General features: G+C 56.2%; 10 protein-coding genes and 1 pseudogene. 9 read left to right on the top strand and 2 right to left on the bottom strand.

Annotated features, from left to right (window positions below; translation table 11 throughout):
• Positions 1 to 106: 106 nt before the first annotated feature.
• The 5 genes and pseudogenes from CYB_RS15655 to CYB_RS05925 all read left to right on the top strand — a co-directional run.
• Positions 107 to 256: pseudogene (locus tag CYB_RS15655) on the top strand (IS630 transposase-related protein); the annotation flags it as partial.
• A gap of 614 nt (positions 257 to 870) precedes the next feature.
• Positions 871 to 2,742: an excinuclease ABC subunit UvrC gene (gene uvrC, locus CYB_RS05940; protein ID WP_011432878.1), complete on the top strand. Its 1,872-nt coding sequence runs from the start codon at positions 871 to 873 to the stop codon at positions 2,740 to 2,742.
• 210 nt (positions 2,743 to 2,952) lie between these two features.
• Positions 2,953 to 5,397: a PAS domain S-box protein gene (locus tag CYB_RS05935; RefSeq protein ID WP_011432877.1), complete on the top strand. Its 2,445-nt coding sequence runs from the start codon at positions 2,953 to 2,955 to the stop codon at positions 5,395 to 5,397.
• A 262-nt stretch (positions 5,398 to 5,659) separates the two neighbouring features.
• Positions 5,660 to 6,454: a sensor histidine kinase gene (locus CYB_RS05930; RefSeq protein WP_187147269.1), complete on the top strand. Its 795-nt coding sequence runs from the start codon at positions 5,660 to 5,662 to the stop codon at positions 6,452 to 6,454.
• 37 nt (positions 6,455 to 6,491) lie between these two features.
• Positions 6,492 to 8,180 (top strand): NAD+ synthase, encoded by a 1,689-nt coding sequence (locus CYB_RS05925; protein ID WP_041436405.1) that lies wholly within the window; start codon positions 6,492 to 6,494, stop codon positions 8,178 to 8,180.
• A gap of 270 nt (positions 8,181 to 8,450) precedes the next feature.
• Here CYB_RS05925 and CYB_RS14785 read toward each other — a convergent pair whose 3' ends face one another.
• Complete coding sequence (locus CYB_RS14785; RefSeq protein ID WP_011429120.1) at positions 8,451 to 8,603, bottom strand: chlorophyll a/b-binding protein; 153 nt, start codon at positions 8,601 to 8,603, stop codon at positions 8,451 to 8,453.
• A 116-nt stretch (positions 8,604 to 8,719) separates the two neighbouring features.
• Positions 8,720 to 9,604 carry a penicillin-binding transpeptidase domain-containing protein gene (locus tag CYB_RS05915; RefSeq protein WP_011432874.1) on the bottom strand — a complete coding sequence of 295 codons (885 nt, stop codon included), beginning with the start codon at positions 9,602 to 9,604 and terminating at the stop codon, positions 8,720 to 8,722.
• 119 nt (positions 9,605 to 9,723) lie between these two features.
• Here CYB_RS05915 and CYB_RS05910 point away from each other — a divergent pair, with 119 nt between their 5' ends.
• From CYB_RS05910 to CYB_RS05895, 4 genes are all read left to right on the top strand, one after another.
• Positions 9,724 to 9,948 carry a photosystem I reaction center subunit IV gene (locus CYB_RS05910; protein WP_011432873.1) on the top strand — a complete coding sequence of 75 codons (225 nt, stop codon included), beginning with the start codon at positions 9,724 to 9,726 and terminating at the stop codon, positions 9,946 to 9,948.
• A 46-nt stretch (positions 9,949 to 9,994) separates the two neighbouring features.
• Positions 9,995 to 10,834 (top strand): DNA-formamidopyrimidine glycosylase, encoded by an 840-nt coding sequence (locus CYB_RS05905; protein WP_011432872.1) that lies wholly within the window; start codon positions 9,995 to 9,997, stop codon positions 10,832 to 10,834.
• A gap of 86 nt (positions 10,835 to 10,920) precedes the next feature.
• Positions 10,921 to 11,544, top strand: a complete 624-nt coding sequence (locus CYB_RS05900; protein WP_011432871.1) for a pentapeptide repeat-containing protein — start codon at positions 10,921 to 10,923, stop codon at positions 11,542 to 11,544.
• Positions 11,545 to 11,648: 104 nt separating this feature from the next.
• Positions 11,649 to 12,245, top strand: coding sequence for a response regulator transcription factor (locus tag CYB_RS05895; RefSeq protein WP_011432870.1), 597 nt, complete (start codon positions 11,649 to 11,651; stop codon positions 12,243 to 12,245).
• Positions 12,246 to 12,270 lie beyond the last annotated feature (25 nt).

The raw sequence follows: 12,270 nt of genomic DNA, 5'->3' as shown, positions 1-12,270 counted from the left end.
CACACCGGCTCCGCTCGCTGGCAACTGGCCCTGTGGAGAACTGCGGTAGGGAGACAGCCGTAGGGTATGTCCAGGAAGAGGGCAACCCCACAGATGTACAACAGATGTACAAATGTACAAAGTCAGGCGTGCAACGGTCTATCGCTGGCTGAACCTAGAAGACCTCAGGCCGACAAAAGTCAAGACCCAGAAGCCAAAGATAGACTTGGCCGCCCTGCAGCAAGACATAGGCCAGGATCCAGGAGCTCAATTGTAAGGATAGAGCTCAGAGATTCGGGTCGCGCCAGCGGGACGGAGCCCTTGCCCTATTGACTATACTGGTGGTGCTCTGGGAGCAATGATACTATTACCCTAGATTTTTCGTGTTTCTGAGTAAGCTCATGCTGACTTGCCCAAGCCGTCATTCTTTTAACTTAGATACGACAAGATCCATAATGGAAAGCAGCATTATCGATGCCAGGATTGTCACAGGCAATTTATACCTGAATCTACTCAAAAGATTGTCTCAGAAGTCAATATATCCCTAGTTAATAAACTTAAGCGACTTTCCATTGCTGCTATATCTTATGTAAATGAACTACCAGAACTCTGGACAAAATTATGTTAATCACAAATCAACTTATCCTTCCCAAATCATGGAGGTCTACCCGTCAAAAGAGGTACTTTGATCCTGCGATGCGACGAGCTATTGCCATTTGTGCTAGCAGGTTGGAGCTTGAAAGCAGGACGAGCTTCCCAAACTTGTTCAGAATGATTGTTCAGAATGACTGTGTCTCCACATGGGTTGGAGTCAGTGTTGCCGAGAAAAGCCATATCCTTGCTAGATTGAAGTCATGGGATCCCTGACTCTACCCGGTAGAACTGAACTTTATGACCGTCCCTCTGATTCACAGCCGTGACGTTCTAGAGAGCCGTCTCAAGGAGATTCCTGCTGAACCCGGCGTATATTTAATGCGAGATGCCACGGATCAGATCCTCTATGTAGGCAAGTCCAAGAAATTGCGCTCTCGAGTGCGATCTTATTTCCGCTTCACCAGCGACCTGTCCCCTCGCATTCAGCGCATGGTAGCTCAGGTTTGCGAGATCGAGTTTATCGTAACCGACAATGAAAGTGAAGCTTTAGCCCTAGAAGATAACCTGATTAAAACCCATCAGCCCCCCTACAATGTTCTTCTCAAGGATGACAAAAAGTATCCCTATTTGTGTATTACCTGGTCGGAGCCTTATCCCCAGCTTTACATCACCCGCCATCGTCGCCTTGATCGGAATCAAGACAAATACTATGGCCCCTACACCGATGTTGGCCTGTTGCGCCATACCCTTGGGTTGGTCAAACGAATTTTTCCCTTGCGCCAACGGCCCAAACCTCTGTACAAAGATCGCACCTGTTTGAACTACGACATTGGGCGCTGCCCCGGGGTATGCCAAGGCTTGATCAGCCCAGAAGAGTATCGCAAAACGCTGACTCAAGTGGCCATGATCTTCCAAGGCCAGACAGATGAGCTGATCCGAGAGCTGCAGGAGAAGATGATCCAGGCCGCCGAACAGGAAAATTACGAGGCAGCCGCACGATATCGGGATCAAATTCGCGGTTTGGAACAATTGGGAGAATCCCAGAAGGTCTCTTTGCCTAACTCTACCGTCAGCCGTGATGCTCTGGCCTTGGCCATGAATGATTCACGAGCCTGCATTCAATTGTTTCAGGTGCGGGCAGGCAAGTTGGTGGGGCGGCTGGGGTTTGTGGCCGAAAACCGCGGTGACGACCCAGGCCTTATCTTGCAGCGGGCTTTACAAGAGCATTATCAATACTGCGATCCGGTGGAAATTCCCTCTGAGATTTTGACCCAGTATGAATTGCCCGATCACGATTTTCTGGAGTCTTGGCTGAGTCAGAAAAAAGGCCGCAAGGTCAGCCTTGTTGCCCCCCAACGGCAGAGCAAAGCCGAGCTGATCGAGTTGGTTGAGCGGAATGCCCAACTGGAGCTAACCCGCACTCAGCGCTTGGCGGATCGGGATGCCGCGGCCTTGGAGCGCTTGGCAGAAGTCTTGGATTTGCCGGATGTGCCCCGCCGTCTAGAAGCCTACGATATTTCCCACATCCAGGGATCCGATGCTGTGGCCAGTCAGGTGGTGTTTATCGATGGCCTGCCTGCCAAACAGCACTACCGCCGCTACAAGATTCGCAACCCTGAGGTGCGCCCCGGTCACTCCGATGATTTTGCCAGCCATGCAGAAGTGGCCCGGCGTCGCTTCAGCAAAATGACCCCTGAGGATCAGCCGGATTTGGTGCTCATCGACGGGGGCAAGGGGCAGTTGTCGGCAGTCATGGCCGTCTTGGCGGATTTGGGGCTGGATCACCTGCCGGTGATTGCCTTGGCCAAACGAGAAGAAGAGATCTTTCTGCCGGGGAATCCTGTGCCCTTGCGGTTGCCGGCCCAAGATCCGGCTCGCTTGTTGTTGCAACGCCTGCGAGATGAAGCCCACCGATTTGCTCTCGCCTTTCATCGCCAGCAACGGAAAGCGCGTCAACATGCCTCTACGCTGGACGAGATCCCCGGCCTGGGCAAGTATCGGCAAAAGCTGCTGATGGAAGAATTTCGGTCGATTGCCCGCATTCAGGTGGCTTCAGAAGACCAGCTGGCCCAAGTGCCCGGCATTGGCCCGAAGATTGCCCGGCAGATTTACCGCTACTTTCACCCGGAAACTCAGGCGGAATCCCCGGAGACAGCGCAGGTGGAGTAGTTGAGAATCCGCACAGGGATCCCTGCTCCCCCAGCACTCGGTGGGGTGATATCCACAGAAGCCTGAGCACCCTTCCTCGCCCGTGATTTTACGAGATCACGGGGGAACTTGTAGTGCGGAAAACATCGCTCAAAGCAAAAATGATACATAATCTCAGGGGCAGGCGTTCTTAGTGCCCTGGTACTGCTTGCGAAAACATAGGGGATCCTGATGCTGGCCGAACTTGATGTGCTCCTGGAAAATGCCCCCATTGGGATCTTTCGTGTGGATCTGCAGGGACGATACCGGTTTGCAAATGCCAAGCTTGCCAAGATATACGGCTATACTTCCTCTGCCCATTTGATGCGCCATCTGTCGGATTTTGGCCATCATCTCTATGCTGACGCTGCCGGTCGTCGTCAGATTTTCCAGGATCTGCTTGCAGGCAAAGTCGGCGATGGGAGAGTGGCGCAAGAGTTTTTGATCCACAGTCGCAAGGGCTTGGACTTGTGGGTGCGAGAACAAATTCAAGTTGTCCGCAATCCGGCAGGGGATCCCCTCTGTTTTGAGGGGTATGTGGAAGACATCACGGCGCGGAAGCAGGCTGAACAAGCGCTTGCAGAGAGCCAACTCCGCTACGAAAGGCTGGTTTGCGCTATTCCACAAGCCTTGATGATTTTTAGCCGAGAAGGCCAATGCCTAGAGCCGATTTCTTCCCCGGAGAATACTTATTTTGCTTCACTCTCAGCAGAGCATATTCAGGGAAAAGCAGTGGGAGAGCTGTTCGGCCCTGAGGTTGGCGATCAACTGCAGAGGCTGATTGACCGTTGCTTGAGCAGCGGATCCCAGCAAACCTTGGAATATCCCCTAACCAACTCAGCGGGAGAGCTCCGTTACCAAGAAATTTGCATAGTTCCCTACGGAGCAAATTGCGTGCTTGGCTGCATTCAAGATATTACCGAGCGTAAGCGTCTAGAGCTGGCCTTGTTGGAGATTCAACAGCGATTCTGGGGAATTGTGGAGTCCTGCAATTTGGGCATCTCTCTGCTGCCTCTTGAGCCAGAAGCTAGTCCGCATGGCATGAACTCAGCCCTCAAGGATATAACAGGATATTCTGCAGAGGAATTGAAGGCTTTGCCTCTGGAGGCTTGTATCCCAGACTTGGCCGATGTTGAAACTCTAAAAAAACTTTGGCAGGAGTTGGTTGATGGCCGGCGCAGTCATTATGAATGGGAACATCCCTACACCCGTAAGAATGGCCGAATCATCTGGGTAAAGTCTCAGGTTTATGTTGTGAGAGATGAAGAACAAAAGCCTCTGTTTGCCGTTTACTTCCTGGATGATATTAGCGAGCGCCGATCCATCAAATCTGCTCTTGAGGAAATTCAAAACCAATTGCAGGGGATCTTCAACTTCTGTAGCCAAGGGATTGCTCTGATGAGCTTGGATCCTGATCCCCGGTATCTCAGCCTCAACCCGGCAATGGCAGAGATTACAGGGTACAGCGAGGAAGATTGGTCGGCTCTGAAAGCGGAAGATTACACTCCCTATCCCGAAGACCGAGAACGGGGCGAGATACTCTGGAATGAACTGCTTTCCGGGTACACCAACAACTATGAATATGAAAAGGTGATTTGCCGTAAAGATGGCAGAGAGATCTGGGTTCGCTTACAACTCTTCGCGGTGCGAAACGCTCAAAACGAGCCTCTGTTTGCCATCCAATTTCTAGAAGATATTTCCGAGCGAAAAAGGGCCGAAACTCACCTGCGAGAAAGTTTGGCCGATCTGGCCCGCAGCGAAGCACGTTACCGCGCTCTTTACGAAGCGATCCCAGATATGCTTTTGCAAGTGGATCGGCAAGGGCTAGTCTTGTCCTATAAGCCCCCCAGAGGATTTGCATTCGCCTATCCCGATGACCGCTATCTCAACCAATACATTCAAGATCTGTTTCCAGAGCATTGGAAAACCTACTTTGCCCCTTTGCTAGAGAAAGCCTTTCAAACGGGAGAAATTCAGGTTATTGAATATCCGCTTCCCAAAACTTCTCAAGACACTGCGGAAGCATTGCCGGAATATCGCGAGGCCCGTCTGTTGCCCTTTGGGCCGGATGAGGCCATTGTTTTGGTGCGCGATATTACTCTGCGCAAGCGCCTGGAGCTGGCCCAGCAAACGCGAGAAGCTGAGTTAACAGCCCTGGTGCAACAGCGAACCCAGCAACTGGAACGCAGTCTGCAGTTTGAATCGATTCTGCGCCGCCTCATCCATCAGATACGGGCAACTCTGGATGAAAGGCAGATCTTGCAGACAGTTGTGAACGAGCTGGGGAAATTTTTGGGCGTTCTTTTTTGCAATGTCGGCCTTTACGATAGCCGCCGAACCTACTCCCTGATCAGCTATGAATACACGACGCTTTCGACCTCTGGGGTCGGGGCTCGGGTTCAGATGAAAGATTTTCCCCTCTTCTACGAACAGCTATGGCGAGGTTGGTGCTTTCAACTGTGCGCTCGGGATCACCAACGGGATCCCAACACTCTGCCCCCCTATCTGACCAAGCTGGCCTGCCCCATTGCGGACGATCAGGGCATTCTTGGGGATCTGTGGCTGGCTCGGCCTCCTGAGGAGAGCATGCCTCTAACCCCCAAAACCCTGAACTTTGCTGAATTTACTGAGCTTTAGGCGGTTTGGCAAAAGTCATTGAGAGGGATATAGTAGACCAAGTTTCCCCCTGATCCTTGAGTCCACCGCAACGGTTGCCGGGAAGTGAAGGGGGAAAGCGCTCGGGGGGTATTCCTCAGGGCTTTGCGGGATACCGCCTTCCTGCTTGGACTCCGTCCCGCTGACGCGAACAGAGATAGGCAGGATGCGATCGCTTCTTTCCTGAACCATGTTCAGGAGAGTTCAGCGTGAATGTATCAGTTTTAGCGATTGGGAAATCGATTTGGCCCAGCAAATGGCGGCCCAGTGCGCGATTGCCCTGCGACAGGCCAGGCTCTACCTCAGCAGCCAGGCTCAGGTGACGGAATTGAAAAAACTCAGCCAAATTAGGGATAACTTCCTGGCCGCCGTCTCCCATGAGCTGCGCACTCCCCTTACCAGCATTAGCCTCTCGGTTCACCTGCTGAAACTGAGCTATCAAGTTTCTCCTCTCACCCCCAAGCAAATCCAGTATCTTGAGGTTCTGGAGCAGGCGTGCGAGCGAGAGATCTCCCTAATTAACGATCTTCTGGATCTACAAAATTTGTCGGGCAATACGCTCAAGCTGCCCTCTGAGCAGGTTAACCTGCCTCTCCTTTTGGCACCTCTTATCAATCGGTTCCAAGACCGGATGCGCAAGCGGCAGCAAACCCTAGAAGTTCACTGGGATCCCCACCTGCCCTATCTGCACACCCATCCCCGCCTGTTGGAACGCTTGGTCTGTGAGCTTTTGACCAATGCCCACAAATTCACGCCCGCCGGCAAACACATTGTCCTAGAGGTTGTTGCTTTGGGTTCCGACCGCTGGGAGCTGCGCTTGACCAACACGGGCACCACCATTCCCCTCGAAGAACAAGAACGCATTTTCGAGCAGTTTTATCGCATCCCCCACTCGGATCCCTGGCAGCAGGGGGGAACAGGCTTGGGATTGGCTCTGGCCCAAGCCATTGCCAACCACTTGGGCGGCTCTTTGCAGGTGGAAAGCACTGCCCACCAAACCACGTTTATTCTTCGCTTGCCCGCAGCAGAATCTTGTTGACGATTCGGTTTGGGCCACTTATGGTGAGATTTACCATATGGGGGGCAGGGTGAAGGTAGCGCTGTTGCAACTGAACTACATCGTCGGCGATCTAAGCGGAAATGCCGAGCGCATCCGTTCGGCAGTCGAGGCAGTGGCGGCGGCGGGAGCAGAGTTGGCCATCACCTCCGAGCTGGCGTTGCTGGGATATCCACCCCGCGATTTGTTGCTCTATCCGGCCCTGGTCGAGAGGGCAAGCCAGGTTTTGCAGCACTTGGCCAGCCGGTTACAGGCCAGCATTCCGGTAGTCGTGGGATCCGTGCAGCCCAATCCTCTGCCTGAGGGTCGGCCCCTTTACAATGCTGCTGCCTGGCTGGAGGGAGGCCAGATCCGCCACTGGTTTCAGAAGTCGCTCTTGCCCACCTACGATGTCTTCGACGAAGATCGCTATTTTGAGCCGGGATCCCAGCCCCAACCCATCGAGTACCGTGGCCGCCGCCTGGGCTTTACCATTTGTGAAGACATTTGGAACGACCGCGACTTTTGGCAGCACCGCCGCTACCACTGGGATCCGGTGGAACAGATGGCCCGCTGCGGTGCCGACCTGCTGATTAACCTCTCGGCTTCCCCCTTCAGCCTAGGCAAACAGAAGTTGCGGGTGGAGATGCTGGGATCCCTGGCCCGCAAGCACGCCCTGCCCATTCTCTACGTCAATCAGGTGGGGGGCAATGATGATTTGATCTTCGATGGGGCCAGTTGTGCCGTGGATCGCCGGGGTCGGGTTGTGGCCCAAGCGGCTGCCTTTCAGCCGGATCAGCTCATCCTGGATGTGGACGAGTTGACGCAGTCTCCCAACCCAGACCAGAGCCCACCGACCGCGGGATCCCGCTGGCCGACCGAGCCGGAAGCTGAGCTGTACGAGGCGTTGGTTTTGGGCACCCGCGATTACGTCAGCAAATGTGGCTTTCGCGAGGTGCTATTGGGCCTGTCGGGAGGGATCGATTCTGCCGTCACTGCTGTGATTGCTGCCGATGCTTTGGGGCCGGAGCGGGTGCTGGGGGTGCTCATGCCCTCTCCCTATTCCAGCCCTGGCAGCCTGACCGACGCCTACCAACTGGCGCAAAACCTGGGGATCCCGACCCTGAAGCTGCCGATTCAGTCCATCATGGAGAGCTACCACCAGCTTTTGGCAGAGCCCTTTGCCGGCCTCCCCCCAGACATCACGGAAGAAAACCTGCAATCTCGCATTCGCGGCACCCTCCTCATGGCCCTTTCCAACAAGTTCGGGCGGCTGCTGCTGACCACAGGCAACAAATCAGAGCTAGCAGTGGGCTACTGCACCATTTACGGGGATATGTCCGGCGGCCTGGCGGTGATCTCCGATGTGCCCAAAACCTGGGTGTACCGCTTGGCCCGCTGGATCAACCGACAGCAGGAGCGGATCCCGCTTGCTACTCTGACCAAGCCCCCCTCGGCAGAATTGCGACCCGGCCAACAAGATAGCGACAGCTTGCCCCCCTACGATTTGCTGGACAGGATCCTGCAGCGGCACATCGAGCAGCATCAATCCGGCCCCGAGTTGGTGGCTCAAGGGTTCGATCCCGACACGGTGCAGCACGTGCTGCGGCTGGTTCAGAATGCCGAGTTCAAGCGACACCAAGCTCCCCCTGGGCTGCGCATCACCGATCGCGCCTTCGGCACCGGCTGGCGGATGCCAATCGCCAAGCGGCAGGAAGGGATCAGTTGAAACCCTCATCTCAATTCAAACCAGGACACCGCACCCACACCTGAAACATTAGAATGCACGGGGCCAGAAGGCTTTTCAAGGACTCCGTCCCGCTGGCGCGACCAGTAGCCCAAGCGTCTCACCCTAACCTGGAATAACTGTAGTTGCCATTTAGGAACTGCTGCAGCCAGCACAGGTATATTTCCTGCTCAGTCAAAGACAACAAAGGGCCTGCAGACCGGCAGACCCCAGGAAAAATCTAAAGAATAAAGAGTGGCAAGCTGATCCCTCTCAGATCAGGCCCAGCCAGGAGGCAACGCCTTGGCCCGTCACCGCTTCGATGACAATGGCCAACACAAAGCCAATCATGGCAGCCCGACCGTTGAGGCGCTCGGCATACTCGTTAAAGCCAAACTTGGGCTCAGACAAATTGGGATTAGACATGAGAACCTCCAGGGTAAATGGGAACGACAGAGAGTGGGATCCGTAAAGAACGAAAACGAGAACGGCACTTGACCTTCAGTATAGTTTGCATTTCTTCATGATCGCAAGCAAGGTGGTCACCCGCTGCCGATGGCGGCGATGATCTGCCGCGCCAGGGGAATGGCCGCCTCATAGGCTTTGCCCTGATGCAGGTGCAGCACCAGCGTCCAGTTGGGATCCGGCAGGGGCCAAAAGGCCAGCAACCAGGCTTGAAAATCTTCTGCCCAGAGAATTGGTCGTCCTCGTCGTTGAGGATTGAGGATGGTGCCAGACTTGGCTGCCACTGGGATCCCTTCTGGGGCAATGCCGCGACAGGTGCCCGCTGTTGCCGCCAGGCTCATGCCAGCATGGAGAGCCTCCCAAATCCACTCCGGTAAAGAGAAAGCGGGCAGAGAGACCTCGCCAGAAAGGGGTACACCTCGGCGGGCAATCACGCCCCCATAAACCAACAGCTCCCAGGGATCCACCGGCCCAGCCAGACCGGTCGCCAAGAGCGGAGCCGGAGCCGTATTCTGCGCACTCTCTAGGCCGAAGCGCCGCAGCCACTCCACCAGGGTATTGGCCCCCAGCTCCCAGCCCAACTGGTAAAAATGCACGTTGCAAGAGTGGGCCAGGGCTTGGCGCAAGTTCAAGGTTCCATGTCCGCGGGGATCCCAGCAGGGTAGGCGGCCCAACCCCAGTTGCGGCGGCGGATCCCACCAACCCGGACAGTGGATCAAGCGCTCCCCAGAGCTGATCCCAGTCTGCAGAGCAGCGGCGGCAACGGCGCATTTGACGGTTGAGCCAGGGCTGGCCCTGATTCTGGAAGCCTGCTCCGGCTGCCAAACCCTTGTTAAACGACCGGTGTTCAGGTTGAGGACGGCGGCAAAATCGCTCGGATGGGGCAGCCCTGCAGATTTCCCCTGCAAGCCCCAGGTCAAAGCAGAACCCAATAGCCAGGCTCCACAGGTGCGACGGTTCATCTGCTGTCGGCCCCGAAAACCCAGCCAGACAAAAGCGGATCCCTGTTACAAAAATTCGGAAATCGCAGCCTTCTCACGGACTAGGGTAATCTGAGTTCAGGTCAATGGAGATAACCCTCATGGCAATTCAGCGTGGTGCCAAAGTCCGTGTGCTGCGGAAAGAATCCTACTGGTACCGGGATGTGGGAACGGTTGCGGCGGTGGATACCAGCGGCATTCTCTACCCGGTGATCGTCCGCTTTGACAAGATCAACTACTACAACATCAACACCAACAACTTCCGCGAAGATGAACTGGAAGTGTTGGAAGCTCCCAAAGCCAAGGCCAAAGCTGCGGCCAGCTAAGCCAAAGTTCTGATGCCGGGGACTGTGTTCTTGAGCAAGTCGTTCTGTGCCTGAACTGCCGGAAGTTGAAACAGTTCGGCAAGATTTGCAACGCCTCACCTTGGGGCCGCGGATACTTGCGGTGGAGGTGCTCCTGGCCCGCACCATTGCCTACCCTGCAGGGGAGATGTTTGGGCGGAGCTTGATTGGCACCCGTTTTACCCAGTGGCAGCGGCGAGGAAAGTATCTCCTGGGATCCCTGGATTCGAGAGCTGTTCTGGGCGTGCATCTGCGCATGACCGGGCAGTTGCTCTGGGTGCAGGGATCCACCCCTTTATCAGCTCACACTCGTGTTCGTTTGGCCTTCGAGGAAGGGTGGGACTTGCGCTTTGTGGATCAGCGCACCTTTGGCCAGATGTGGCTGGTGCCTGCCGGTGTTGAGCTGGAGGCGGTGATCCCCACCCTGCAGACTTTGGGGCCGGAGCCCTTTTCGCCAGCTTTTTCTGAGGCCTATTTCCAGGCTGCCCTGCAGAAGAGCCGCCGTCTTATTAAAGCCGCGCTGCTGGATCAATCGCTGGTAGCCGGGGTGGGCAACATTTACGCCGACGAAGCCCTGTTTCTGAGCGGCATTCACCCTTTGACGCCAGCAGTTCAGCTTTCGGATGTGGCCAAGGCACGCCTGCGAGAAGCTTTGATCGAGGTGTTACGGGCCGGGCTGGAGCAGCGGGGCACCACCTTGCGGGATTACCGGGATCTGCGTGGGCTCAACGGCAACTATCAAGGGCAAGCGTGGGTGTACGGTCGGGAAGGGGATCCCTGTCGCCTCTGTGGCACCCCAATTCAGCGGATGAAGCTGGCAGGTCGGTCGGCTCACTTTTGCCCCCACTGCCAGCCGCAACAGAGCTAGTGGCGCTCCTCAAGATATGGGGGATCCCTGGGGAAATGGGCCAGAGCGGCTACCATCAGCAGTAGGAGGGGATCCCGGTGAAAACCATGGGATGGGCACGGCTCCAACCTGTAAAGCCCTTGATGAGGGGAAGTCGCCTCTGGTCGGGAGCGCTGTTGGCGCTGGGGATCCCGACGGCTGCGGCCTTTGCCCAACTGGAGTTGGATGCCCAACTGGGCCGCTCCCAAATTGTTTTTCCCAGCAAAGATTGCCCCGCCTGCAACCTAACGGGGGCAGAACTGCCGGGAGCTGACCTCAGTGGGGCCAACCTGAAAGAAGCGATCCTCAGACAGGCCAATCTCCAAGCTGCCGACCTCTCCCAAGCAATCCTCAATCTGGCCGATTTGAGAGGGGCCAATCTGAGTGGCTCAGCTCAGGCAGGGGCTTTCTTGTGGGAAGCCGATCTGGCGCAGGCCAACCTGCAGCAGACAGATCTGACGGGTGCCAATCTGCAGGTGGCCAACTTAAGCGGGGCCGACTTGCGTCGAGCCATCCTCACCCGCGCCGACCTCACAGGGGCCAAGTTACACAATGCCGATCTGCGGGGGGCCGACCTGCGAGGCGCTTTTCTGGAGGGGGCGGATCTGACCGGCGCCCTGTACAATGCCCAAACCCGGCTGGATCCCACCTTTGACCCCCAGGCCCGCGGCATGGTCTTGGTGAAGCCATAACCCCCCTCTCCCCAAGGGAGAGGGGCTGGGGGTGAGGGCGCTTTATTTGGGATCCCCCCTTGGGCAGATTAAAACCAGCACCCCCTCGGCTGGGATCCCCTGCCATGACTTCCCCTGTCCGCGTTCTCATTGCCGACGATCATCCCCTCTTCCGGCTGGGGCTGAAGTTTGCCCTGCAAGCGCAAGGATTTGAGGTGGTGGCCGAAGCCGAGACGGGATCCCAGGCCGTTCAGTACTGCCGCAGTTGCCCCATCGACGTGGCCATTTTGGATGTGCGCATGCCGGATGGGGATGGGATCGCCGCCTGCCAGCAAATCACCGAGCTGGGCCTGCCGGTGGTGGTGGTGATGATGACCACCTTTCAGGAGCCGGGTCTGATTGAGGCAGCCCGCCGCGCCGGGGCCAAAGGCTACCTTTCCAAAGAGACCGACCCGGCGGAATTGGCCCGCGTCATCCGTCAGATTTTGTCCAACCCCGAACGAGACTGGCTGCCTGCCCGACAGGAGCTGCCCAAGCTCACCCCCCGCGAGCTGTGTGTGCTGCAACTGATGAAAGAGGGCCTGGCCAACAAGCAGATTGCCCGCCGCCTGGGCCTGAGCATCGAAACTGTCAAAGAATACGCCAGCACCGCCTACCGCAAGCTGGATGCCAGCGACCGCGTCACCGCCCTCCTCAAGGCGCAACAACTGGGGATTTTGTGAAAGGATATTGAGGATTCTTAAGAAT

This window comes from Synechococcus sp. JA-2-3B'a(2-13) (assembly GCF_000013225.1).
Classification (GTDB): domain Bacteria; phylum Cyanobacteriota; class Cyanobacteriia; order Thermostichales; family Thermostichaceae; genus Thermostichus.
The sequence above is the reverse complement of the archived record's forward strand: the minus strand, read 5'-3'. Positions and strand labels throughout refer to the sequence as shown.